This is a genomic window from Sphingobacterium sp. NPDC055431, assembly GCF_053644255.1.
On the sequence record NZ_JBSHLH010000001.1, the window covers coordinates 526,446 to 551,360 of the forward strand.

Below are 24,915 nucleotides of genomic sequence, written 5' to 3' on the forward strand. Positions count from 1 at the left end.
GTCCGTTATCGGACGGTTGTTTGTTCGGTAATGGACGGCTTACAATAGTATTTAGTAGAGAGTATTTAGTATTAAGACCTTGAACCAGGATTAGGTTACATATTATCGCTTGAAAGTCCCCCATACTGTAGGCCTAGATGAATTTATGGTTGAAAGGCAATCAGCCAATAATCTTGTTCTATCCTCTCATCCCTTTAATCCTGGTTAATACACAGATCTTGGTCCATCCTCCCATCCCATCCATCCTGGTTCAAAATCCCCCAAAAATCCTTTCACAAAAAAAGCCGGCCTTTTGGGCCGGCAGTTATATCAAAAGTTTAACAAAGTCTAAATACTAAATACTTTCTACTAAATACTACCCTTACAATGCCGTCGTAGTTTCCAATATCACTTGACCATCCAGCATTCGGATCACTCGGTCTGAAAATTTTGCATCATGCTCTGAGTGGGTAACCATAACGATTGTTGTTCCGCTTTCGTTGAGTTCGGTCAACAACTGCATGACTTCATTACCATTGCTGGAGTCTAAGTTACCAGTGGGCTCATCGGCAAGGATCAGTTTGGGATTATTGACTACTGCGCGGGCAACGGCCACACGCTGTTGCTGACCACCGGAAAGCTGTTGTGGAAAGTGATTACGACGGTGCATAATCTGTACTTTCTCCAGTACCTCTTCCACGCGTTTCTTACGTTCTGCAGGAGGGACATTGGTGTAGACCAATGGAAGTTCCACGTTTTCAAAAACTGTCAATTCATCGATCAGGTTGAAACTTTGGAAGACAAATCCAATATTGTGCTTACGCAAATCCGAGCGTTTGTTTTCCTTGAAGTGTGCCACTTCAATATTGTTGAAAAGATAACTGCCTTCATCCAAATCATCCAAAAGACCGATAATGTTCAAAAGGGTAGACTTTCCACATCCCGAAGGTCCCATCACTGCAACAAATTCACCTTCCTTAACATGGATATTCACATTGTTCAAGGCAACGGTCTCTACCTCCTCGGTACGGTAGAATTTTTGAAGATTGGTTATTTTTATCATGAGTTTCTTTGTTTAAAATAAATAAATTTCAGTTTTATAATAGGTTAATGTTATTCGTTCCTCAATGTTTTCGTAGGGTTGCTCGTTGCTGCCCGCAAGGCTTGGGTACTGATGGTAAATAAGGCTATGACTAAGGCTAGACCTGCAACCATCAAAAATATCATCCAAGGCATATCCATGTGATAATTGTATCCCTTTAGCCAATCTTGCATAAACCACCAAGCGATGGGATAGGCTATCAAACATGAAATCCCAACTAAAATAATAAATTCAGTATTCAACATTCTTACCAAGCGTCCTACAGATGCACCCAATACTTTACGGATACTGACTTCACGAGCTCTTTGTTCTGCTGAAAATGCCGCTAATCCCAATAATCCTAGGCAGGAAATAATGATGGCCAAAATAGAGAATAGACTAGCCAATTTTTGCAGCATCATTTCTGAAGAAAAATAGTTGTTAAAATCATCATCCAAAAAGCTGTAATTGAATGGGAATTCTGGGTTATACTTCTTCACGATCCCTTCAATTTCTTTCAGCACCTTTGGAAAGTCCACCCCCGGTTTCGTTTTGATATTTAATATTCCCGCTTCTACACCATAGGCTTGTCCTAAAGCTAAAGGTGCCAATACCAAAGGCTCTGCTTCATCATAAATACTGTTGTAAACATAATTTTTTACAACACCCGCTACAGTTAATGCTTCCCCTTGAAACTTGATCAACTTCCCAGCTACCATGCCATCGGGTTGAATCAGTTTCGCCATGCTTTCATTGATTAATACCGAACTGCTATCGCCTAATAGGTTAGGTCTGAACGTTCTTCCATCCATGATTTTCATGCTCAAGGCATCTACGAAATCCTCATCTACAAAGGAGAAGCCAATCAAGATCGAAGACTTTGGATCTTTACCATCCCATTCGAATGAGGAGGTATTGGACCCGACCTGTAGAACACTTCCACGGCTCAAACCTACCACCTCCACATTACCGGTGGCTTTCAATTCCTGCTTGATTACAGGGATGTGTTTGGACATATCCCCTAAAATATTCGTCATAATAACCTGGCTTCGGTCAAAACCTAAGTCCCGGTTCTTGGCAAACTGGATCTGTAGGTATATAACAGAGGTACATATCATTAAGATAATGGCTGCTGTAAATTGGGTAATGACCAATCCTTTTCGGATAAGATTGCTGCTTCCAGCTTTTCTCTTGCCACCCTTCAATGTGGTCAATGGATCAAAAGAAGAAAGGAAAAAGGCTGGATAACTTCCGGATATAATTCCAACCACTAAAATAATGGCGCTAATAAATCCAATTTGCTGCCAATTGCCAAAATCAATCGCAAGCTCTTTGTTGACCATGGTATTAAATGTCGGTAGACCTAATTTGACCATTCCGATAGCCAAAATGCCGGCAACAAATGCGAAAACAATGGATTCTCCCAAGAATTGCATGATTAAGGAGCCTTTCTTGGCACCAACAATCTTACGCATGCTAACTTCTTTTGCTCTTTTCTCAGACCTTGCAGTCGAGAGGTTCATGAAATTGATACAGGCAATTAATAAGACCAACCAAGCGATAGAAGTAAATAATCGAACGTTTTTTATTCTTCCATCCTTTTCAATGCCTTGTTCAAATCGATCGTACATGCGCCATCTTTCCATCGGGTAAAGGAAATTCTCCGAATTGGCTTCTTTATCATTGTTGATCTCGGCTATGTAATTCTTAACCTTCGCATTCACTGCATTTAGATCTGCATTTGGCTCTAATTGAACAATGGTCTGAATGCTGTTGTTTCCCCAGAAATCATATCCTAATTCTTTATTGGCTTCCATGATTTTGAAATTCAGGAGCCAATCATATCGGTAATTCGTATTTTTTGGAAAATCCTTCGTAACAGCTGATACGGTATAAACTTGATTGTTGTCGAACTTTATCGTCTTTCCAACAGGGTTATCATCATTGAAGAAGCGTTTGGCGGTGGATTCACTCAAAATTATGCTGCTTGGGTTATCTAAGGCTGTTTTTGCGTTTCCTGCCAAGAATTCCGGATTGAGGATACTGAGGATTTCTGGATCCACATAATTTCCAGATTGATAGATCTGTTTGTCCCCAACTGTAAATAGTTTAGTAGTTCCCCAGTCAATCCTGCCTGAATTGAGAATCCCTGGGATATCCTTTTTTAGGGCTTTGGCAAATGGACCTGGTGTAGCGCCAAAAACATTGATGTTTCCATCATAGGTCTGCTTTGACTTGGCTACATAGATGTCCTTTTTGTTGCTGAAATAATCATTGTAGGAGAGCTCGTCTTGAACCCAAAGAAAAATCAATGCTGTTACTGTTATTCCCAATGCTAAACCAAAAATATTCAAAAAGCTATATCCCTTGGTTTTCCAGAGGTTTCTAAAGGCAGATTTAATAAAATTTTTGATCATAATCTATTTTTGGTTGTTTTGTCTTTATGCCGAATTACTGTGAGGCTTTCCTAGCCATCACAGCGCTTCGACATGCCTTTATTTATTATTTATTCATTTGGATTTTTATCTTCAATAACCGTCGACCTCGAATTAGCAGATCAATGACGACGGTTAATAGGCAAACACCTTATTGCTTTATATTTAATTCTTGTATTTTATCATAAGTTTCATAACTCGAAACCACCACTTTATCACCAGGTTTCAATCCATTTAGCACTTCGTAATATTCAGGATTCTGCCTTCCTAATTGTAAATCAGTACGGTAAGCTGTTTTTCCATCCTTATCCAGTTTGAATATCCAGTTTCCAGCGGTCTGTTGGTAGAACCCTCCCTTAGCTAATAATATCGCCTTGGTTTCATCGCTTAAGGCTAAGCGGATGGTTAAGGTCTGACCTCGGCGTATGCCTTCCGGCCTTTCACCGATAAATTCCATATCCACTTGGAACCTTCCGTCTTTGACTTGCGTGTACACTTTTTTGATCCTGAGCTCATATGTTTTATTACCTATGCTGAATTGTCCCTTCAGGTCGGGGAAGATGCGGTTGATATAGTGCTCATCAATTTCTGCACGGACCTTGAAGCCGGTCAATACATCGATCTGGCCTAGTCGTTCACCGGGGTTCTTGTTTTGTCCCACTTCTGCATCAAATGACGTCAATTGTCCGTCCACAGGAGCACGGAGGATCAAATCTCCAACTTTCTTGCGCATCAGATCCAAAGCCTGTTGGGTACTTTGATATGTCTTGCGATCTTGATTCAATTTTTGGTTGTTGGAAATTTCATCCTGTTTCAAGATCTGCTTGGTCAATTCTACCCTTTCCTTTTGGTAGTTATATTCGTTCAGCGATTTCTGATATTCCTGAGAACCGATTGCTTTCTCTTCCAAAAGTTTTTTGTTCAATTCATATATACGTTTTGATTCCTTGTATGCCTGCTCTACATCGGCCATTTGGTTCTTGTTGGAAATGGAAGCTTGTTGCGCATTGGTCTGCGCAATCTGGGCCTGGGTCAAAAGATTCAAGACCTGCGTTTCATTCTGAACCAAACTCAACTCCATATCTGTATTGGAAAGTCGCATAATGGGATCCCCTTTATGTAAATGCGCTCCATCTTCTACATATTTTTCTTCAACGCGACCACCAACTGAAGCATCTAGATAGATACTGCTGATAGGAAGTACGGTACCATTTATAGGAATGAATTCTTGAAATGTATCTTCTTTAACTTCAAAGATGGAAATACGCTCTGCATCCACATTCAACTTGCTGTTTCCACTGGTATAGTAATAACTTGCGCCGATCAGCGCAACAATACCCGCAATTCCAGCTACAGTTAGTATCCTTTTGCTATTCCACTTCTTTTGTTCAATTGGTCTGTCCATGTAATTCTATGTTCAAATTTGCAATATGCATATACAAGGTTGTGCCAAAGTTTTAAAATCATGTAAATCAATGTTTTAAATAAAATATGCTGGATTTGACTGTTCGAAAGCGAACAGTAATTGTGCGATGCTGAACAATAAAAAAGCAGGCTAATTAATGCTAGGTCTGATTTGGGATTTCAAGCACTTAATTAAAAAGCTTGAAAAAGTTGGGGCTTAGTTTTCTACTGCAGATTATTCTTCAATTAATTGGTTTCATTCGACCCTTGTTCGAGGCAGCTTCGAGAAAAAATTGAACCTCATGCAGTGCATTTTGCGAAAATTCCGAATGTGTCCCGAATAAGGTCAAGTTATAACCTACTTTGGAACTCTACTTTTTGTAAAATTTGATTGAAGTGTTGAAGTTCTTCATTAAAACGAGTTTATTGTTCGGTTTCAGTGTTCATAAGCGAACACTTTCATGTTCGGCTTCGAACAGCTAATGCTTTCTTTAATTATTAATTTACTGATAAACAAGGTTTTAATTATTTGGCACAGCCTGTGGAATGCAGTGGGAAATAAGTTTTTAGATGAAAAGAAATTATCTATATGTAATCATATTTGTTTGTTGTTTAGTTAGCACGGCAAAAGGACAGAGTAGCTCTCTGTCCTTGGCCGATTGCATTCAGCAAGCGATACAGAACAATCCTACCCTTAAAAGAAATGAATTGGTTATCGATCGTGCAGATCTGCAGTACAAACAGGCCAAGTATGACCGTTTGCCATCATTGAATGCCAATATCGGTCATGACATTTCTCAAGGTAGGTCCATCGATCCGACTACCAATCAATATATAGATCAGAACAATAGCTCAGGGCGACAGTCCCTGAGCTTAAATGTTCCCATCTTCAATGGTTTCTATATTATCCATAATATCCGAATGCGATCCAATGCACTTGATGCGGGCAAACTGGAATATGAAGGCTTTGTCAATGAACTGAAATTGGACGTTATTGAAGCTTATGTCAAAGTGTTGACTGCACAAGACATGTTGATCCAGACTGAAGGACAATTGGCAGTGACCAAAGAACAATTAAATAGGAATGAAATCTTGAATAGGGAAGGTGCTACCAATCCGGGGGACCTATTTGATATCAAAGGCCAATATAGCAGTGACCTGAATACAGTTGAATTAACTAAACAAACCTTGAACAATGCCCGGGTGGAACTGGCTGGTTTGATGAATGTAGATGTCAATACACTAGGAACTTTAGAGGAAATCGATATTCCAACGGAAATTCAGGCCAAAAGTTCAGAGGAATTATTTCAGCAATCCTTAAATATCCTGCCTCAGTATAAGGCCTTGGATTGGAGGATCAAAGAAATGGAAGAAGTCATCAAGGTGGCAAAATCTAATTATTGGCCGAGTCTTTCTTTAAGCGGTGGAATGAGCTCCAATTACAGTAAAGAAGGTGGAGCAATCTTTAACCAGATCAAGAATAACCTGAGTAAAGGTGTGGGATTGACTTTGTCCATTCCAATCTTTAACCAGTTCAAGAATAGAACCCAGGTCCGTTTGGCCCAGGTGTCTTTGGATGATGCGAATTTTAGTAGGGATATCATGCGTAATGATCTACGCATGAAGACCGCCCAAGCGGTTTTCGATTTGAACATTACACAAAAGAATGTGCTGAATCTGCGTGACCAAGAAGTTAGCTATGCGGAGTCCTTTCGGATTGCCACGGTTCATTTTGAGGCAGGCAATAGCAACTCGGTTATTTATTTAACAGCGAAGAATAAATTAGATGCTACGCGCAGTCAATTGATCATCAGGCAATATGAATGGTTGATGCAAAAATATGTGAATGATTATTATGCAGGTTCTTTGAATTTATAATTAACTTAGCTTTAAATGAAAAAAGCGACCATTCTAGTTGTTGATGATGATCAAGATTTATTAACCGCCACACGAATATTATTAAGGCCTAACGTCAAAGAAGTACTGGTAGAACATAATCCGGAAAGGTTAATGAATCTCCTGGAAAAGAATCCAGTTGATATTGTCATGCTGGATATGAACTACAAGAGTGCCATCAATACAGGCAATGAAGGTTTGTTCTGGTTGTCTAAGATCAAGACCCATTTTCCAAAAGTCAATGTGGTGATGATCACCGCTTACGGTGCGGTTGACCTTGCCGTGAAATCGTTGAAGCAGGGTGCTTCTGATTTTATTGTCAAACCTTGGCAGAATGAACAATTGCTCAATACCCTGACCAGTATTTACGAAGAAAACAAACCCAACCAAAAGGAAAAGCAGATCGTCAGTCCTCGTGAACATCATGGGATCATTGGGAATTCTCCCATTATGGAAGACCTGCAGTTTAAGTTGGACAAAGTTTCCCCTACTGAGGCTAATATCTTGATCTTAGGGGAAAACGGTACAGGTAAGGATCTGATCGCGAATGCCATCCATCAACGTTCCTTACGGTCAAAAAAGGCATTTGTAAAGGTGGACGTGGGTTCCCTGACGGAAACCCTTTTTGAATCTGAACTTTTTGGTTATAAGAAAGGTGCATTTACGGATGCTCGGGAGGATCGTAAAGGTCGCTTTGAACATGCGGATTCCGGAACTTTGTTTCTGGATGAAATTGGTAACATCAGTCTACAACAACAGGCAAAATTGTTAAGTGTACTTCAGAACAGAGCGGTGGTTCCTTTAGGTTCCAGTCAAACGATTCCAGTGGATATCCGATTGATCTCGGCTACGAATGTTCCCCTAAAAGTCCTAGCTGATGAGAGTAGGTTTAGGAAGGATTTGGTGTATCGGATCAATACCTTGGAAATCCAGGTTCCCGCATTAAGGGAACGTGTTGGTGATATCCCGCTTCTGGCTGAGCATTTTCTGAAATTCTATAACGAAAAGTATCATAAGAACATAGGTGGATTGGAAGCCGATGCCATTAATAAACTAAAAGGCTACCATTTCCCAGGGAATGTTCGCGAATTGCAATACAGTATAGAACGCGCTGTGATCATGTCCGATCAGCAGAGTATCCGTGCTGAAGACATCTTGTTCTCTCCCATTGAACAACAGTTGCCCGATAAACCGATTGTCGACGATTTCTCATCCCATAATTTGGAGGAAATGGAGCGAAAGGCCATTAAGTCTGCCATTGAGCGCTATAATGGAAATATCAGCAAGGCGGCCAAGGAATTGGGACTGACCCGTGCTGCACTATACCGTCGATTGGAAAAATATAATCTTTAATAATGACCAAACTGGCTATAGCAGATTTTTTTAAGATGCTGTTCCTTATGGCTTTGGCTGTAGGTATAGCATTTTTGATATTTAAGGGTTTTTATCTCTATGCCGGTTTAGGTTTTTTCTTTTTGTTGATCCTTTCCTACAGGATGTTCTCCAAACATCGATTTCTGTTGAGACAGATGGTTGAATTTTCGGAAGCGGTAAAATATCGTGATTTTACCAGGAGATTTGTGGTGAAAAGGGAGAAATCTGTTGAAGGACAGTTGTATGCTGCATTTAATCAGATCAACGATGTCTATAAGAATATCAGTATCGATCAGGCCCTGCAACATCAGTACCTGAATAAGGTGATCAATATGCTGGATACCGCCATCATCTTTTACCATGCGGAATCGGGGAAGGTAATCTGGTTGAATGAAGCTTTTAAGGACCTTTTTCAAGTTCCACATCTGGGGAATATTTCGGGGATGGAAAAACGACATCCTGAACTTTATATCAAGACCATGCAGTTGCAGGTCGGCAAGCATCAGATGGAAACTGCTCATTCCAGTAAAGGCAAGATCAAGCTATTGATGCAAAGCTCTGGCTTTGAAACACAGGATGGTTCCTTTCGCATTATCGTCTATCAGAATATCAACGAAGCCATTGACGAAACAGAAACTAGGGCATGGCATAAACTGTTGCGGGTATTGACCCATGAGATCATGAATTCCATCGGTCCGATCAGCTCCTTGGCGGAAACCTTGCATGACCGTCTGGAACATTGGGAAGGTGAGCAGGACATCGAAGACCTGAAACTTGGGATTTTTACGATCAAGCGAAGAAGTGAAGGACTGTTGCAGTTTGCGAAAAGCTATAGACTGATCAATAAGGTTGACCAGCCTCAGTTTTCGGAAATCCAGGTCGTACAGCTTTTTGAAAACATTTATCAATTATTGGAGCCTACCTTGATCCAAAAGAACATAGATGTGGATATTATCATCAAGAATACCCGGATGATACTCCGGGCAGATGTAAATCTTTTGGAACAGGTCATCATCAACCTGTTGTTGAATGCTATCGAAGCGGTGAAGGGTGAGGAAGAACCTTATATCAGTTTGTCAGCAATTGAAACCAAGGACCATATCCAATTAAAGATCCAGGACAATGGAGCTGGGATGTCTCCCGAGATCCAGGAACAGATCTTTACGCCATTCTTTACGACCAAAAAGACAGGGACCGGAGTTGGCTTGACCCTCAGTAAGCAGATCATGTTAATGCATGGTGGCAATATCTCTGTGGACAGCGTTGAAGGGGAGGGAAGTACATTTACCTTGCAATTCTAAAGCAATTTGTATTTTTGTGCCGCAATGCGGTATTACTTCGACTATATCTTTCATTTTTTGGTTTCCAATAGCAGACATGGTACACATTCTCCATTTGTGTATGCACTGACTGAAAAGGTAATCTATAATCCCAGCTATAAAGGCCAAAATTTTGTTGAATTTCCGGAAGGTTTCAATCCAAATTATTTTCCATTGTTAAAGAAGATATGGAGTTTTTGGGAGGTCAATACCTTGAGCAAAGACCTGCAGGATAAGGATGCACAATCCTATTGGATCGATGGGAAAGAGGACTCCGAAGTCATCTTGTCGTTAATTGATGCCGGGAAAATCATAGTTTTCCATGAACCTTATAAGCAAAAAAGGCAATGGAAAAAATTGATTGCCGATCAACGGGTGACCGTGTCCATCAATTTATTTCATTTTGGCATCCTATTGAAAAGGGAGGGTCAAAGAAAACAAGATTTTCTCTTACGATATCTATAACATCCTTCCTGAAAAAAGGCAAAGCAGTTTCCAGATTCGGTTATTATTTTATCCCATTAAAAAGCCTCACTGATGCTGAGGTAAAATCCAGACTGTCTTTTTTCACCAGGTCTTTGTTCACCATAAGCATAATCAAAACGGATACTGCTGTTGTGTTCTAGGCTGAAGAAATAGCGCAATCCGCCACCAAAGGATGGGATAAGACGCATGTCATGTTGCTTGGAGAAGGTGCTACCCGTACCTAGGAATGCATTGATGCCTATGCGGGGGATGAAGCGGTATCTAAGTTCTGCTTGAGCAGTTAGGTAATTCTTGTCCTTATACCGACCCAGATAATAACCGCGCATGGTCATATCCCCACCAAGTTCACGCATGACATAGAAAGGCACATTTTTTCCGTAAGTTCCACGGTACAGCCCTTGAGCAGCGACGGTGAGTTTTTTGTTGATGGGATAGAAGCCGCGTACATCCAGTTCAAGCTGGTTTCCCGTGAAATTGTCCTTTCCAAAGAAATTGGGAGCATAGCTATATTTTACCCTGCTATAAAATCCATTGGTAGAATATGTGGTGTTGTTACGGGTGTCATACAGGGCAGAAACGCCAAGGGCGAGGTATTGTCCGCCATCTTTACCATAAACCTCTGGGGATTCGAAGATGCCACCGGCTTCCATGTCATTGAATTCGAAGTGTTCGTAATTTAAATTGACACCGGCATAAAAATTAGGGGCGAATCTTTTTTCACCATCCAGTTTGATGCGGTAGAGTTTTTGGTCTAAATAATCCTCATCAGCTTTCCAGGTATCATTACCAAGGCCGTAGAAATTGAAAGGCCAATCTCTGAATCGCATTTCCGTGAGGATATGGTAGTCGTTGTTTTTAGTCCAGATATCGGAAGTCAGTTTGATGTTCTTTTGTTTTTTGGTCGTCAGGGTACCGATTAGGGTTACGTTAGAGGTCCTGCTATCGAGGTTTTCCTTATCGATATAGAAATTATAGGTACTTGCGATCCCGTATTCGAAGCCCGTTTCTTGGGCATAACCGATGGCAGGCAGGACGACAAAGCTGCCTGAGCGGGAAGAATCTTTTTTGGAGGAGACGAACTTTTGCATCAATTTTTGGATGATTCCGGATTTTTCTTGAGCGTTTCCAAGCTCAGGGAAGATGCAAAGGTTAATAAAGAGCAATACTACGAGCGAATAATTTTTCAAAGCAATTCCATTTATTTGTGCAAATATAGGGTATCCTTTGAAATGGAATATGAAAATTATTTACTTGCATATCAATGATATGGTTTTCAGGAGTAAAAAAAATGACCAAATATTTTTGATATGTTCATGGAGTAGCTATCTTTGCATCATCAAATCGGGAAAATCAGTACCGAAATGAGATTGTTCTTTAAGTAGAAAAAAAATTAAAAATAAAACTTGCGAATATCAGATAAATATTAGATTTTTGCACTCGCTATCCAAAGATAGCCGTTCTTTAAAACAGAAAGTTTTATTAAATAAAGCACGCCTCCTTAGCTCAGCTGGTAGAGCAACTGACTTGTAATCAGTAGGTCATTGGTTCGATTCCGATAGGAGGCTCAAAAACAACGCAAGTTGTAGGTCTGGAGGGGTTCCAGAGCGGTCAAATGGGACGGACTGTAAATCCGTTGCTTCGGCTTCGAAGGTTCGAATCCTTCTCCCTCCACCAAAAAGTTTTCATTCTTCCGGTTGTGAAAGGCAGGAGTTCCTGAGTGTAAAACTGAAAAGCGGAAGTAGCTCAGTTGGTAGAGCGATAGCCTTCCAAGCTATAGGTCGCGAGTTCGAACCTCGTCTTCCGCTCAATTTATAAAACAAATCTAAGTCTCTGTCTTCTTAACAATTTATTTTTGAAAGGGTAGAGGCTTATATCTGTAAATAAGCTTTTTGAAAGCCGAAGTAGCTCAGGGGTAGAGCACTTCCTTGGTAAGGAAGAGGTCGTGGGTTCAAATCCCATCTTTGGCTCGAATACATAAGTTTTGTAACTTTGTAAGATTAATTAAAAGAAATATTTTATAATTACTAATTCGCATAAACATGGCAAAAGAGAAATTTGACCGTAGTAAACCGCACTTAAACATTGGTACTATCGGTCACGTTGACCACGGTAAAACAACTACAACAGCTGCTATCACTAAAGTTTTAGCTGATAAAGGTTTTTCAGAGGCTCGTTCATTTGATTCAATTGACTCTGCTCCTGAAGAGAAAGAGCGTGGTATCACAATTAACACTTCACACGTAGAATACCAAACAGCTAACCGTCACTATGCACACGTTGACTGTCCAGGTCACGCCGATTACGTTAAGAACATGGTAACTGGTGCTGCACAGATGGATGGAGCTATCATCGTAGTTGCTGCTACAGATGGTCCTATGCCTCAAACTCGCGAGCACATCCTATTAGCTCGTCAGGTAGGTGTTCCTGCGTTAGTAGTTTTCTTGAACAAAGTTGACTTAGTTGATGACGCTGAGTTATTAGACTTAGTTGAGATGGAAGTTCGTGAATTATTATCATTCTACGAATTCCCAGGTGACGATGTTCCAGTAATCAAAGGTTCTGCATTAGGTGCATTGAACGGAGAGACTCAATGGGTTGATTCAATCATGGAATTGATGGATGCTGTAGATAACTACATTCCAATCCCTCCACGTTTGACAGATCTTCCTTTCTTGATGCCTATTGAAGACGTATTCTCGATCACAGGTCGTGGTACAGTTGCAACAGGTCGTATCGAAAGAGGTGTAATCAACTCTGGTGATCCAGTTGAGATCTTAGGTATGGGTGCTGAAAACTTGAAATCTACAGTAACAGGTGTTGAGATGTTCCGTAAGATCTTAGATTACGGTGAGGCTGGTGATAACGTAGGTTTATTGTTACGTGGTATTGAGAAAACTGATATCCGTCGTGGTATGGTTATCTGTAAACCAGGTTCAGTAACTCCACACACAGACTTCAAAGCTGAGGTTTACGTATTGTCGAAAGCAGAAGGTGGTCGTCACACTCCGTTCTTCAACAAATACCGTCCTCAATTCTATTTCCGTACAACTGACGTAACTGGAGAGATCACTCTAGAAGAAGGTACTGAGATGGTTATGCCAGGTGATAACGTAACAATCACTGTTAAGTTGATCAACGCTATCGCTATGGAAAAAGGTCTACGTTTCGCTATCCGTGAAGGTGGTAGAACAGTAGGTGCTGGTCAGGTAACTGAAATCATTAAATAGTCCTTAGGGATTATCAAAATAAAAGATAAGCTAATTGGCTCCGGCTAATTAGCTTATTTTTTCTAATTATTCATTTTGGTTGAAGCTCAAATACTTAGCGAAGTAGGGGAGTTCCAGGGCAAAATAAGAATAGATTGACCAGAAAAAAATCTTGCGGAAATCGCAAATAAATTGAAATAATATTTGCTGCAATGGGGTCTAAAGCCTATATTTGCATCATCAAAAAAATCTACACGGGCATAGTTCAATGGTAGAATAGAGGTCTCCAAAACCTTCGATCTGGGTTCGAATCCTAGTGCCCGTGCTAATAAAAATAGAAACTTAAAAAATGGCAAAAGTACTTGATTTTATTAAGGACTCTTATACAGAGGTTACTGAGAAAGTGACTTGGCCTACATGGGCGCAACTACAAAGTCATGCGGTTATTGTACTTGTTGCATCTGTTATTATTGCGTTGGTAATTTTCATAATGGATAAAGCATCAAGCAATGTAATGGAACTGCTGTACAATACAGCGTCTTAATTTTCTAATCCAACAGTATTATGGCAGATCAAAGTTTAAAGTGGTACGTTGTGCGTGCTGTTAGCGGAAAAGAGAAAAAGGTTAAGCAATACCTTGAAGCTGAAATTAACCGCTTAGGCATACAACATTTGGTGACCCAAGTATTAATCCCGATGGAGAAATACTACCAAATGCGCGATGGCAAGAAAGTTGCCAAAGAACGTAACTACTACCCTGGGTATGTTTTGATCGAAGCGGCTTTGGACGGTGAGATCGAACACGCAATCAAAAACGTAAATAGTGTAATTGGATTCTTAGGTGATAAAGCAGGTAATGCTATCCCGCTTCGTCCAGCTGAAGTTAACCGTATTTTAGGTAAGGTTGACGAAATGGCTGAACAAGGTGAATCAATCAGCGTTCCTTATTACGTTGGTGAGACCGTAAAAGTAAACGACGGTCCTTTCAACGGATTTACAGGTGAAATCGAAGAGGTACACGAAGACAAGAAGAAATTAACCGTAATGGTAAAAGTATTCGGTCGTAAAACTCCACTCGAGCTGAACTATATGCAGGTTGAAAAAGAGTAAGCTCTTTTAGACAGTAGACAAAAGACATTAGACATAAGAAGCCCTATCCAAATGGATAGGGCTTTTTTTGTTTGAACCAGGATGGAAGGGATGGGAGGATAGACCAAGATCATGGAATGTACCAGGATGGAAAGGATGGGAGGAAGTACCAAGATCATGGAATGAACTAGGATGGAAGGGATGGGAGGATAGACCAAGATCATGGAATGAATCAGGATGGAATGGATTGGAGGAAGGACCAAGATCATGGAATGAACCAGGATGGAATGGATGAGAGGAAGGACCAAGATCATAATAAATTTTTAATTGTACAGATTCTTCACTATACGTTCAGAATTGGAAGTATCTTGAGATAGAAAAACATTTCACCCCCCCGCTAGGGCCTTTCTTCATACATCAATCCTTCCGAAGGAAGCCCTTTAGCCCGCGGCTCATTTCCAATGGCGGCAAAATGGAAAGAATGCCGTTGCCATGTGCGATGGCATTGGCCTTGGATGCTTTCAAGAAATTCTCCCATCTAAGGGGAGAATTTCGAAGAACGGCATCCTCGACATCAAGGCATTCTTTTCATGTGCGGATGATTGTGCGAAAAGCCATCTTAAATGAGCCGAAGCCTTTTGGTTACTTTTGGGCTCCAAAAGTAAGGAAGGATTGCTCTGATCCGTTTGATAACCGTCAAGATCCGGCACAAGACTCAAGTCCGATTCAATTTTGTATATTTAGGAATTGAATTACCTAAATTAATGATGTCGAAGTCACCATCTATTCCTTCTTTCCCAGCGGAACCTAAGAAATTGCGCGTCCGTGCTATTGATATCATGCGCGGCCTGACCCTTTTTCTGATGTTGTTTGTCAATGATCTTTTTATGCCGGGAGTGCCGAAATGGCTTTTGCATACGGAAGCGGAGATCGATGGCATGGGACTGGCTGATTGGGTATTCCCAGGTTTCCTATTTATGGTGGGTATGGCTATTCCCTATGCCGTCGCAGCAAGACGGAAAATTGGAGAGCCTACTTGGCAGATCTGGTTCCATATCATCAGTAGGTCGATTAGCCTGATCATCATTGGTCTGTTGGTGGTTAATTCCAGCAGCTTGAACCCGCAAATGACCGGTATGAACAAGCTGTTATGGCTTGGGCTGGTCTATATCTGTATCTTTTTGATCTGGAACAACTATCCGAAGGATAGAAATAAGAACCTATTTGTCGGGCTGAAATTGTTGGGGATTGTAGGGCTACTTGGTTTGGCCTATGTATTCCGGGCTGGAACTCCTGAATCTCCAGCTTGGTTTGAGAAGAGTTGGTGGGGCATTTTGGGACAGATCGGATGGGGTTATCTGGTAGCAGGTTCGGTCTATCTTCTCCTTAGGGATAAACTATGGGCAGCATTTTTGGCCATTGTCTTTTTCCTTTTCCTGAATGTAGCCTCCTTGAGCGGTTGGATTCCGCAAATGTTCTCTTTCCAGGAGTTCTTTGACGTTGTCCTGCATGGCAATGTGCCGATGATTGTCCTTTCCGGAATGGCAGCAACCCTTATTGTTAAAAAATATGCTGTGGATTGGAAGAAACTGGCCATTTATTTAGCTATGTACGGCCTTATTAGCTTGATTGCTGGCTTGATATTCCACCAATGGTTCATCGTATCCAAGATTCAAGCGACTCCTTCCTGGGGCCTGCTTTGCAATGGCATCAGTATCCTGCTATTTGTTTTGGTCTATTATTTTATTGATGTAAGGGGCAATAGTCGCTATAGTCGACTTTTTGAATTGGCAGGGCAAAATTCACTAACTACCTATTTGGCTCCAGACCTGATCTATTTCTTGGTTTGGGGATTCGGAATTCCCTTGTTTTTCTATAAACAAGCTGATCACATGTGGTTAGCTGTATTAGGCTCCTTATTATGGGCTTATGCCATGCTTTGGTTTGGTATCTTATTGAACCGTTTTGGAATAAAACTTAAACTATAATATCATATTACCATGAAAAGAAATCACACGAACAAGCTGATCCTAATGGCTCTGATTATGTTGTTTGCAGTTCCATTTACCTTGGTTGCCCAGGGTAAGAAGCCTGTAATCATCGCTTATGTTACTTCGGGGCAAGGTCCGCTGCCTGATCCTAACCTGATCAGCCATATCAATTATGCCTTTGGCCATGTAAACGAGACCTTCAATGGTGTAAAAGTGGACAATCCAACTCGACTGAAGGAGATCGTGACCTTAAAGAAGAAGCATCCTGACCTGAAGATCCTGTTGTCGATCGGTGGCTGGACCTCGGGACGTTTCAGTGAAATGGCGGCAGACAAGAACAATAGATTGGGCTTTGCGAAAGATTGCCAAAAGATCGTAAAGGAATTTGATCTTGATGGGATCGATATCGATTGGGAATATCCGACCAGTGATGAAGCCGGGATCTCATCTTCCCCAGACGACACCAAGAACTTTACGCTGTTGATGAATGATATCCGCAAGGCTATCGGACCGAAAAAACTATTGACCTTGGCGACGATTGCAGATGGAAAGTATATTGATTTTAGAGCCATCGATAAGGATATTGATTTTGTAAATATCATGATGTATGATGTTTCGAAACCTCCTTTGCAGCATAACAGTTTGTATAAATCGGATCTGGCAGGTCGTATTACCTTAGTTGAAGCCCTGCAGGCCCATATTGATGCCGGCGTTCCAAAAAACAAATTGGTGATGGGTATTCCATTCTATGGAAGGGGAGATAAAGTACAGGTCAGTGATTTTGTGATGTTCCGCAACATACCGAAGTTGACCCAGTTTGAAGAGAGATGGGATGATCAATCGAAAGTACCTTATCTAGTGGACAGCACCGGAAAGTTGGTCCTGACCTTTGAAAATGAGAAATCCATCAGGGAAAAAGCTGCATATATAAAATCCCAAGGTATCCTTGGAGCCATGTATTGGGAATTTAAGGGTGATGATGATCAGTTGACCTTGAGCAGGGCGCTGTATGAAGGCCTGAAATAGGATGTACAAACAATTGTTGCTGTAAACTGTTGATAATAAGTAGTTATAGACACAATTTCTGTAAACCTTATAAAAAATAAGCTTATGATTATTCAAGATTTTAAACCCAAATATTTGGGACTTGCATTGGTTTTTCTGTGCCTGAGCTCAGGAAATCATGTTTTTGCACAAGATAATGAGACCGCTTATTTTTCTGACGTTACAGAAGGCAGCATTTCCTTGGATCCCAAAACACATGCTTTGGATGTAGCTTTGGTCGATGTGAATGGAGATGGTGCATTGGATGCCATATTTGCACTGGAAATGTTGCCCAACCGTCTTTATATCAATGATGGCAATGGCAACTTTACCTGGATGAAGGATGTCTTTGCCAATGAGAACAATGATACAGAGCATGTGCGTGTGGCTGATATGGACAATGATGGTTTTGCAGATGTCATTTTTGTCGCAGAGGACAATAAGACCCATGAATACTATCTAGGGAATGGGGATGGAACCTTCCGGAATGTTTCGGATCGCCTGTTGGGAAAGAGTGAAGGGAATGGCTTGGATATAGGTGATGTCAATGGAGATGGATTGCCCGATGTGGTCATCGGCAATACGGGAGAAGGAGCAAGGACCTTTGTTTGGTTAAATGATCCAAATAAACCGGGGTTTTTGGTTGATTCTCCTCCTGGAAGTATCCCTGACAACATGGATGAGGTGCAATCGGTCAAGTTATTTGATGCCGATGGAGATGGTGACCTGGATATGGTACTGGCAACGGAGGCTCCGCCAAGCCGTCTGTATTTCAATGACGGGAAGGGAAAGTTTACGGAGCAGGAGGGCGCATTGCAAACCTCCGAACCATTGCACAGTAGGGAGGTCATCGTTTTTGATGCCGATAAGGATGGGAAGAACGATATTTTCTTTGCGAACCTGACCAGCAATGGGGGTAAGAAAGAGCGGAACCCAACGGGACGCTTGTTTATGAATAAAGGCGATGGGAAATTTGTCGATGAGACGGATGCAAGGATTCCCGCCTATGATTTTTCAACTTATGCCTGTAATGTGATCGACTTTGATCGCGACGGGGATCTAGATATTATATTAAGTGCCTTGAAGATTCCGCCATTTGAGGCGATGCAGGTTCAGGCCTTGAAGAATGATGGTTCGGGCAAGTTCAGTTTTGCCACGGAGGAGGCTATTCCGAAGGTGACTGTGGAGCGAGCTTGGGGGATCGATGTGGGGGATGTGAATGGGGATAAGATTCCGGACCTGATGATCGGGGCTTGGGGCGACCAAGTGCGCTTATTACTAGGTAAATAAAAAAAGAAAAAATACTTTTTTATTATCAGATATTTAGTTATCTTTGCACCTCGTTTGGTTGCAAAACTATGTTTTGTTGCCATCGAGAATTAAATGTTACGTTATTGCTTCCAACTTACTAACAAACATTTAACAAATTAAATCACAGAAAAAATGGCAAAAGAAGTCAGTGCGTTAGTAAAATTACAAGTGAAGGGCGGAGCTGCGAATCCATCTCCACCGGTAGGACCTGCATTAGGTGCTAAAGGTGTGAACATTATGGATTTCTGTAAGCAATTTAACGCTCGTACGCAAGACAAACCAGGTCAAGTATTACCTGTTGTGATCACTGTATATGCCGACAAATCTTTTGATTTTATCATTAAAACTCCACCGGTAGCTGTTCAGTTAAAAGATGCAGCGAAGCTTAAGAGCGGATCGGGAGAGCCTAACCGTAAGAAAGTTGCTTCCATTTCATGGGATCAAGTAAAACAGATTGCGGAAGATAAGATGCCAGATTTGAATGCATTTACTGTAGAATCAGCTATGAGAATGGTTGCTGGTACAGCGCGTAGTATGGGTATCACTGTATCAGGTGATGCTCCTTGGAAAAATTAATTAACGAAATCAGTTTAAGAAAGTGGCTAGATTAACAAAAAATCAAAAAGCGGCACTATCCAAAATTGAAGCTGGTAAAGCATACTCTTTGAAAGAAGCTGCGGCTTTAGTAAAAGAGATCACCAACACCAAATTTGATGCTTCTGTGGATATCGACGTTCGTTTGGGCGTAGATCCTCGTAAAGCAAATCAAATGGTTCGTGGTATTGCAACATTGCCACACGGTACTGGTAAGACGGTACGTGTATTAGTTTTATGTACTCCTGACAAGGAGGAAGAAGCTAAGGCGGCAGGTGCAGACTACGTAGGTCTTGATGACTATATCAGCAAAATCGAAGGTGGTTGGACTGACGTTGACATTATCATCACAATGCCTAGTGTTATGGCGAAAGTAGGTAAATTGGGTCGTATTTTAGGTCCAAGAAACTTAATGCCTAACCCTAAAACAGGAACAGTAACTCCAGAAGTTGGAAAAGCTGTGACTGAGGTAAAAGCTGGTAAGATCGACTTCAAGGTTGACAAAACAGGTATCATCCACACTTCAGTTGGTAAAGTGTCTTTCGACGCAGATAAAATCTATGACAACGCATTAGAAGTGTTACAAACAATTTCACGTTTGAAACCGTCTGCAGCAAAAGGAACGTACTTCAAGAGTATTCACATTTCTTCAACTATGAGTCCTAGTATTCATATTGAAACTAAATCAGTAGCAGGAATTTAATCATGAGAAAAGAACTTAAACATGAAATTGTTGAAGCTTTAGCAGAACAGATTAAATCTTACGGTAATTTTTATATTGCTGACACTGCTAATCTGACTGTAGAAAAGGTGAATAATATTCGTCGTAAATGTTTCGAGCAGGGAATCGAGATTAAGGTTGTGAAAAACACCTTGATTAAGAAAGCGTTGTTAGAGGCGGGTGTAGATTCAGAAGAGATCTTTGGCGTATTAAAAGGAGCTTCAACCCTTATGTTTTCCGAAACAGGGAATGCTCCAGCGAAATTGATCAAACAATTACGTAAAGAAGGTGACAAGCCGGTATTAAAAGCAGCATACATTCAAGAGACTGCTTTTGTAGGCGACAACCAACTTGACGCATTAGTGACCCTTAAATCTAAGGAAGAACTTATTGCAGACGTTATTGCTTTACTTCAATCTCCTGCGAAGAATGTTATTTCTGCGCTTCAATCAGGCGGAAATACAATTTCAGGCTTAGTAAAAGCTTTAGAAGAAAGAGGCTAACGAACCCTCAGTTTAATAACAAACGTTCGTTAAATTTTAATTAACAATTTTTTTAAAAGAACATTCAAAAATTCAAAATAAAATGGCAGATTTAAAACAACTTGCTGAACAGTTAGTTAACTTAACAGTAAAAGAAGTTAAAGAATTAGCTGATATCTTAAAAGACGAATACGGTATTGAGCCTGCTGCTGCTGCTGTAGCTGTTGCTGCTGCTCCTGGTGCTGGTGACGGTGCTGCTGCTGCTGAAGAGAAAACATCTTTCGATGTAATCTTGAAAGAAGCTGGTGGCCAGAAATTAGCTGTCGTAAAATTAGTTAAAGATTTAGCTGGTTTAGGTTTGAAAGAAGCAAAAGACTTAGTTGACGGTGCACCTAAAGAATTAAAAACTGGTGTTTCTAAAGACGAAGCTGAAGCTTTGAAAAAACAATTAGAAGAAGCTGGAGCTGTTGTTGAGATTAAGTAATCTCGCATAAGGCACCAAAAACTTAGACTCTGATAGTCCAAATCTATCAGAGTCTATTCCTGTTTATAAATATAGTGTATGGATCAAGCCCCTGCTGATGCTTGATCGGAAGACGGAATCAGCAGATGTTAGCTCAGTTTTTTAAAACTAAATTCTTATTCCCTTGGCAAATAATAATATTCAAAAAGAAAGAGTAAATTTTGCGACAAGTAAGAAGGTGATTGATTATCCGGATTTCTTGGACGTACAATTAGAGTCTTTCAAGGAGTTTTTTCAATTAGAGACTACTTCTGACAACCGCCATCAGGAAGGGCTTTACAAGGTTTTCGCAGAAAACTTCCCTATTTCTGATTCAAGAAACATCTTTGTGCTAGAGTTTTTGGATTATTTCATTGATCCACCGCGTTACGATATCCAAGAGTGTATTGAACGTGGATTGACTTATAGCGTACCTTTAAAGGCTAAATTGAAGTTGTCTTGTAATGATGAAGAACACGAAGATTTCGAAACCATTGTACAAGACGTGTACTTAGGAACTATTCCGTACATGACTCCAAAAGGTACATTCGTAATCAATGGAGCTGAACGTGTTATCGTTTCTCAATTGCACCGTTCCCCTGGTGTGTTCTTTGGTCAAAGTAGACATACCAATGGTACTAAACTTTATTCTGCTAGGGTTATTCCTTTTAAAGGTTCTTGGATCGAATTTGCAACAGACGTGAACAACGTGATGTATGCCTATATCGATCGTAAGAAAAAATTCCCAGTTACTACCTTGTTACGTGCAATCGGTTTCGATTCGGATAAGGAAATCTTAGAACTTTTCGACCTTGCAGATGAAGTAAAAGTTAGTAAATCTGGATTGAAGAAATACGTTGGTCGTCGTTTAGCGGCTAGGGTATTGAACAAATGGACAGAAGATTTCGTGGACGAAGATACAGGTGAAGTAGTATCGATCGACCGTAACGAGATCATCCTTGAACGTGAAACCATATTAGAAGAAGACCACATTGACCTGATCATCGACGCTGGAGTGAAATCCATTATCCTGACCAAGGAAGATGAGTCAAACAATGCGGACTATTCGATTATATATAACACTTTACAAAAAGATACTTCCAACTCAGAGAAAGAAGCGGTAGAGCATATCTATCGTCAATTGCGTAACGCAGAACCACCTGATGAGGAAACTGCACGTGGTATCATTGACCGTTTGTTCTTCTCGGATAAACGATACGATTTAGGTGATGTGGGTAGATACCGTATCAACCGTAAATTGAAACTTGATACACCGTCGGATACAAAAGTATTGACCCGTGAAGATATCATCGCTATCGTGAAGTACTTGATCAACTTGATCAACTCGAAAGCAGAGGTGGATGATATCGACCACTTATCTAACCGTCGTGTTCGTACGGTAGGTGAGCAATTATATGCGCAATTCGGTGTAGGTCTAGCTCGTATGGCTCGTACTATCCGTGAGCGTATGAACATTCGTGATAACGAGGTGTTTACGCCTACTGACTTGATTAATGCTCGTACATTGTCATCAGTGATCAATTCTTTCTTCGGAACGAACCAGTTATCACAGTTCATGGATCAAACCAACCCATTGGCTGAGATTACGCACAAACGTCGTCTGTCAGCATTAGGTCCAGGTGGTCTTTCAAGAGAGCGTGCCGGTTTCGAGGTACGTGACGTTCACTATACGCACTACGGTCGTTTGTGTACTATTGAAACTCCAGAGGGTCCAAACATTGGTTTGATTTCATCATTGTCAGTTCACGCGAAAATCAATAACCTAGGATTTATCGAAACTCCATACCGTATCGTTTCTGATGGTAAGGTGGTAGTTGATAAGCCAGTTGTTTATTTATCTGCTGAAGATGAAGACGATAAGACAATTGCGCAAGCAAATGCTCTATATGATGATAAAGGTAATTTCTTAGATGCTAAAGTAAAAGCTAGATATGAGGGTGACTTCCCGATTATTGAGCCTGAGAAATTAGACTATATGGACGTTTCTCCGAACCAGATTACATCAATCGCGGCTTCATTGATTCCTTTCTTGGAGCATGATGATGCCAACCGTGCATTGATGGGTTCCAACATGCAACGTCAAGCAGTTCCTTTGTTACGTCCGCAAGCACCGGTTGTAGGTACTGGATTGGAAGCTCGTGTAGCGAAAGATTCCCGTACGTTGATCAACGCTGAAGGAAACGGAACAGTAGAATATGTAGATGCACAAGAAATTCACATCCGTTACGATAGAAACGACAACGATCGTTTGGTATCATTCGATGATGATGTGAAAGCATATAGATTGACCAAGTTCAAGAAAACCAACCAAAATACCTGTATCAACTTGAAACCGATCGTTACGAAAGGACAAAGAGTTGAAAAAGGTCAGGTATTATGTGAAGGCTATGCAACCGAAGATGGTGAATTGGCATTAGGTAGAAACTTGAAAGTGGCATTCATGCCTTGGCAAGGATACAACTTTGAGGATGCGATCGTAATCTCTGAGCGTGTAGTATCACAGGATTTATTCACTTCATTACACATTGAAGAATTCGAACTTGAAGTTCGTGATACTAAACGTGGTGAAGAGGAATTGACAGCTGATATTCCAAACGTTTCAGAAGAAGCTACGAAAGACCTTGATGAAAACGGTATTATCCGTGTTGGTGCTGAGGTTGGCGAAGGTGATATCTTAATTGGTAAGATCACTCCTAAAGGAGAATCTGATCCTTCACCAGAAGAGAAGTTATTACGTGCGATCTTTGGTGACAAAGCTGGTGACGTGAAGGATGCTTCATTGAAAACTCCACCATCAATCAAAGGTGTGGTTATCGATACGAAGTTATTCTCTCGTGCGAAGAAAATGTCTAAAGAAGTTGAGCGTAAAGCTTTAGAGAAACTAGAAGTTGCTCACGATAGAAACATCAAGATTCTTAAAGATCGTTTGGTTGAGAAATTATTTACGATCGTAAATGGTAAGACCTCTCAAGGTATTTACAATGTTTACAAAGAGTTATTGGTAGCTAAGGGCGCTAAGTTTACTCAAAAGATCCTTACTGATCTTGACTATAACAACGTTAATCCTACAGGATGGACTACTGATGATGACAAGAATGACATGATCAAACTTGCATTGCACAACTACAACATTAAAGTTAATGAGGAGTTAGGTGCATTCAAGCGTGAGAAATTTGCAATCTCTGTCGGTGATGAGCTTCCTTCGGGTATCGTTCAGATGGCGAAGGTATATGTTGCCAAAAAACGTAAGCTGAAAGTAGGAGATAAGATGGCGGGACGTCACGGTAACAAAGGTATTGTTGCACGTATTGTACGTGATGAGGACATGCCTTTCTTAGAAGACGGAACACCAGTTGATATCGTGTTGAACCCACTAGGGGTACCTTCGCGTATGAACCTTGGACAGATCTATGAAACTGTATTAGGCTGGGCAGGACAAAAATTAGGTGTTAAATTCGCTACTCCGATCTTTGACGGTGCAGAAATGGACCAAGTAGAAGAGTGGGTTGAGAAAGCAGGATTACCTAAGTCAGGTCGTACTTACCTATACAATGGATTGACAGGTGATCGTTTTGACCAACCTACAACAGTTGGAGTAATCTACATGTTGAAATTAGGACACATGGTTGATGATAAGATGCACGCACGTTCAATTGGACCATACTCGTTGATTACTCAACAACCATTAGGTGGTAAGGCACAGTTCGGTGGTCAGCGTTTCGGTGAGATGGAGGTTTGGGCGTTAGAGGCATTCGGTGCATCCAACATCCTACAAGAGATCTTGACCGTTAAATCTGATGATGTTGTAGGTCGTGCGAAAACTTACGAGGCAATCGTAAAAGGAAACAACCTGCCAACTCCATCGGTACCAGAATCGTTCAACGTATTGGTACACGAGCTACGCGGATTAGGTTTAGATATCACATTAGATTAATCAAGCAAATTGAGCTTAAGAAGGTGCATAACCTTCTTAAGCTTTC

20 protein-coding genes and 5 tRNA genes are annotated in these 24,915 nt (G+C 40.9%); 21 read left to right on the top strand and 4 right to left on the bottom strand.

The features are described 5' to 3' along the window. Nucleotides 1–361 precede the first annotated feature (361 nt). The 3 genes from ACWIB3_RS02250 to ACWIB3_RS02260 form a co-directional block, all read right to left on the bottom strand. A complete protein-coding gene (locus ACWIB3_RS02250; RefSeq protein ID WP_093098540.1) occupies nucleotides 362–1,042 on the bottom strand; it encodes an ABC transporter ATP-binding protein in 681 nt (226 codons plus the stop codon). Between the two features lie 50 nt (nucleotides 1,043–1,092). Next, nucleotides 1,093–3,477: an ABC transporter permease gene (locus ACWIB3_RS02255; RefSeq protein ID WP_454290761.1), complete on the bottom strand. Its 2,385-nt coding sequence runs from the start codon at nucleotides 3,475–3,477 to the stop codon at nucleotides 1,093–1,095. Between the two features lie 169 nt (nucleotides 3,478–3,646). Next, nucleotides 3,647–4,900, bottom strand: coding sequence for an efflux RND transporter periplasmic adaptor subunit (locus tag ACWIB3_RS02260; protein ID WP_185211048.1), 1,254 nt, complete (start codon nucleotides 4,898–4,900; stop codon nucleotides 3,647–3,649). A 569-nt stretch (nucleotides 4,901–5,469) separates the two neighbouring features. On the opposite strand from ACWIB3_RS02260, the gene ACWIB3_RS02265 reads away from it, so the two are divergent. Genes ACWIB3_RS02265 through ACWIB3_RS02280 form a run of 4 tightly spaced genes read left to right on the top strand, consistent with a single transcriptional unit; the run spans nucleotide 5,470 to nucleotide 9,953 of the window. Continuing rightward, nucleotides 5,470–6,777, top strand: a complete 1,308-nt coding sequence (locus ACWIB3_RS02265; protein WP_454290762.1) for a TolC family protein — start codon at nucleotides 5,470–5,472, stop codon at nucleotides 6,775–6,777. A 15-nt stretch (nucleotides 6,778–6,792) separates the two neighbouring features. Next, the gene (locus tag ACWIB3_RS02270) at nucleotides 6,793–8,148 is read left to right on the top strand and encodes a sigma-54-dependent transcriptional regulator (protein ID WP_454290763.1); all 1,356 of its coding nucleotides are present in this window, start codon (nucleotides 6,793–6,795) and stop codon (nucleotides 8,146–8,148) included. A gap of 2 nt (nucleotides 8,149–8,150) precedes the next feature. Further along, a complete protein-coding gene (locus ACWIB3_RS02275; protein ID WP_185215999.1) occupies nucleotides 8,151–9,470 on the top strand; it encodes a sensor histidine kinase in 1,320 nt (439 codons plus the stop codon). A gap of 24 nt (nucleotides 9,471–9,494) precedes the next feature. Beyond that, nucleotides 9,495–9,953 carry a hypothetical protein gene (locus ACWIB3_RS02280; protein ID WP_313260321.1) on the top strand — a complete coding sequence of 153 codons (459 nt, stop codon included), beginning with the start codon at nucleotides 9,495–9,497 and terminating at the stop codon, nucleotides 9,951–9,953. A 56-nt stretch (nucleotides 9,954–10,009) separates the two neighbouring features. On the opposite strand, the gene ACWIB3_RS02285 is transcribed toward ACWIB3_RS02280, so the two are convergent. Next, entirely contained in the window at nucleotides 10,010–11,161 is a 1,152-nt protein-coding gene (locus ACWIB3_RS02285; RefSeq protein ID WP_237219424.1) for a BamA/TamA family outer membrane protein, read from the bottom strand. Nucleotides 11,162–11,466: 305 nt separating this feature from the next. Between ACWIB3_RS02285 and ACWIB3_RS02290 the strand changes: the two genes are divergently transcribed. The 17 genes from ACWIB3_RS02290 (at nucleotide 11,467) to rpoB (ending at nucleotide 24,869) form a co-directional block, all read left to right on the top strand. Then, nucleotides 11,467–11,539: transfer RNA gene (locus ACWIB3_RS02290), tRNA-Thr, on the top strand. A gap of 25 nt (nucleotides 11,540–11,564) precedes the next feature. Next, nucleotides 11,565–11,648 (top strand) — tRNA-Tyr (locus tag ACWIB3_RS02295). Nucleotides 11,649–11,706: 58 nt separating this feature from the next. Continuing rightward, nucleotides 11,707–11,779: transfer RNA gene (locus ACWIB3_RS02300), tRNA-Gly, on the top strand. A 90-nt stretch (nucleotides 11,780–11,869) separates the two neighbouring features. Further along, nucleotides 11,870–11,941: transfer RNA gene (locus tag ACWIB3_RS02305), tRNA-Thr, on the top strand. A 72-nt stretch (nucleotides 11,942–12,013) separates the two neighbouring features. Beyond that, nucleotides 12,014–13,201: an elongation factor Tu gene (gene tuf / locus ACWIB3_RS02310; protein WP_093098550.1), complete on the top strand. Its 1,188-nt coding sequence runs from the start codon at nucleotides 12,014–12,016 to the stop codon at nucleotides 13,199–13,201. 233 nt (nucleotides 13,202–13,434) lie between these two features. Continuing rightward, nucleotides 13,435–13,505: transfer RNA gene (locus ACWIB3_RS02315), tRNA-Trp, on the top strand. 24 nt (nucleotides 13,506–13,529) lie between these two features. Then, nucleotides 13,530–13,724, top strand: a complete 195-nt coding sequence (secE, locus tag ACWIB3_RS02320; RefSeq protein ID WP_094255409.1) for a preprotein translocase subunit SecE — start codon at nucleotides 13,530–13,532, stop codon at nucleotides 13,722–13,724. A gap of 20 nt (nucleotides 13,725–13,744) precedes the next feature. Beyond that, entirely contained in the window at nucleotides 13,745–14,290 is a 546-nt protein-coding gene (gene nusG, locus ACWIB3_RS02325) for a transcription termination/antitermination protein NusG (RefSeq protein ID WP_093098554.1), read from the top strand. A 67-nt stretch (nucleotides 14,291–14,357) separates the two neighbouring features. After that, the gene (locus tag ACWIB3_RS02330; protein ID WP_454290764.1) at nucleotides 14,358–14,564 is read left to right on the top strand and encodes a hypothetical protein; all 207 of its coding nucleotides are present in this window, start codon (nucleotides 14,358–14,360) and stop codon (nucleotides 14,562–14,564) included. A 469-nt stretch (nucleotides 14,565–15,033) separates the two neighbouring features. Further along, nucleotides 15,034–16,257, top strand: a complete 1,224-nt coding sequence (locus tag ACWIB3_RS02335) for a DUF5009 domain-containing protein (RefSeq protein WP_454290765.1) — start codon at nucleotides 15,034–15,036, stop codon at nucleotides 16,255–16,257. A 12-nt stretch (nucleotides 16,258–16,269) separates the two neighbouring features. Further along, a complete protein-coding gene (locus tag ACWIB3_RS02340) occupies nucleotides 16,270–17,286 on the top strand; it encodes a glycoside hydrolase family 18 protein (RefSeq protein ID WP_185216001.1) in 1,017 nt (338 codons plus the stop codon). Nucleotides 17,287–17,370: 84 nt separating this feature from the next. Then, nucleotides 17,371–18,594: an FG-GAP repeat domain-containing protein gene (locus ACWIB3_RS02345; protein WP_454290766.1), complete on the top strand. Its 1,224-nt coding sequence runs from the start codon at nucleotides 17,371–17,373 to the stop codon at nucleotides 18,592–18,594. Nucleotides 18,595–18,747: 153 nt separating this feature from the next. After that, nucleotides 18,748–19,191 (top strand): 50S ribosomal protein L11, encoded by a 444-nt coding sequence (gene rplK / locus ACWIB3_RS02350; protein WP_185211031.1) that lies wholly within the window; start codon nucleotides 18,748–18,750, stop codon nucleotides 19,189–19,191. Nucleotides 19,192–19,213: 22 nt separating this feature from the next. Continuing rightward, the gene (rplA, locus tag ACWIB3_RS02355; protein ID WP_093098561.1) at nucleotides 19,214–19,912 is read left to right on the top strand and encodes a 50S ribosomal protein L1; all 699 of its coding nucleotides are present in this window, start codon (nucleotides 19,214–19,216) and stop codon (nucleotides 19,910–19,912) included. Nucleotides 19,913–19,914: 2 nt separating this feature from the next. Next, entirely contained in the window at nucleotides 19,915–20,433 is a 519-nt protein-coding gene (gene rplJ / locus ACWIB3_RS02360; protein WP_093098563.1) for a 50S ribosomal protein L10, read from the top strand. An 82-nt stretch (nucleotides 20,434–20,515) separates the two neighbouring features. Beyond that, nucleotides 20,516–20,896, top strand: coding sequence for a 50S ribosomal protein L7/L12 (rplL, locus tag ACWIB3_RS02365; protein ID WP_093098564.1), 381 nt, complete (start codon nucleotides 20,516–20,518; stop codon nucleotides 20,894–20,896). 163 nt (nucleotides 20,897–21,059) lie between these two features. Next, nucleotides 21,060–24,869, top strand: a complete 3,810-nt coding sequence (gene rpoB / locus ACWIB3_RS02370; RefSeq protein ID WP_185211030.1) for a DNA-directed RNA polymerase subunit beta — start codon at nucleotides 21,060–21,062, stop codon at nucleotides 24,867–24,869. The last annotated feature ends 46 nt before the right edge of the window (nucleotides 24,870–24,915 follow it).

Coding starts and splice junctions, on each gene's coding strand:
- ACWIB3_RS02270 (WP_454290763.1), top strand. CDS start 6,793: ATGAAAAAAGCGACCATTCTAGTTGTTGATGATGATCAAGATTTATTA.
- ACWIB3_RS02275 (WP_185215999.1), top strand. CDS start 8,151: ATGACCAAACTGGCTATAGCAGATTTTTTTAAGATGCTGTTCCTTATG.
- ACWIB3_RS02335 (WP_454290765.1), top strand. CDS start 15,034: ATGATGTCGAAGTCACCATCTATTCCTTCTTTCCCAGCGGAACCTAAG.
- rplL (WP_093098564.1), top strand. CDS start 20,516: ATGGCAGATTTAAAACAACTTGCTGAACAGTTAGTTAACTTAACAGTA.
- ACWIB3_RS02345 (WP_454290766.1), top strand. CDS start 17,371: ATGATTATTCAAGATTTTAAACCCAAATATTTGGGACTTGCATTGGTT.
- tuf (WP_093098550.1), top strand. CDS start 12,014: ATGGCAAAAGAGAAATTTGACCGTAGTAAACCGCACTTAAACATTGGT.
- ACWIB3_RS02340 (WP_185216001.1), top strand. CDS start 16,270: ATGAAAAGAAATCACACGAACAAGCTGATCCTAATGGCTCTGATTATG.
- ACWIB3_RS02280 (WP_313260321.1), top strand. CDS start 9,495: ATGCGGTATTACTTCGACTATATCTTTCATTTTTTGGTTTCCAATAGC.
- ACWIB3_RS02260 (WP_185211048.1), bottom strand. CDS start 4,900: ATGGACAGACCAATTGAACAAAAGAAGTGGAATAGCAAAAGGATACTA.
- ACWIB3_RS02250 (WP_093098540.1), bottom strand. CDS start 1,042: ATGATAAAAATAACCAATCTTCAAAAATTCTACCGTACCGAGGAGGTA.
- rplK (WP_185211031.1), top strand. CDS start 18,748: ATGGCAAAAGAAGTCAGTGCGTTAGTAAAATTACAAGTGAAGGGCGGA.
- ACWIB3_RS02255 (WP_454290761.1), bottom strand. CDS start 3,477: ATGATCAAAAATTTTATTAAATCTGCCTTTAGAAACCTCTGGAAAACC.
- rplJ (WP_093098563.1), top strand. CDS start 19,915: ATGAGAAAAGAACTTAAACATGAAATTGTTGAAGCTTTAGCAGAACAG.
- nusG (WP_093098554.1), top strand. CDS start 13,745: ATGGCAGATCAAAGTTTAAAGTGGTACGTTGTGCGTGCTGTTAGCGGA.
- ACWIB3_RS02265 (WP_454290762.1), top strand. CDS start 5,470: ATGAAAAGAAATTATCTATATGTAATCATATTTGTTTGTTGTTTAGTT.
- secE (WP_094255409.1), top strand. CDS start 13,530: ATGGCAAAAGTACTTGATTTTATTAAGGACTCTTATACAGAGGTTACT.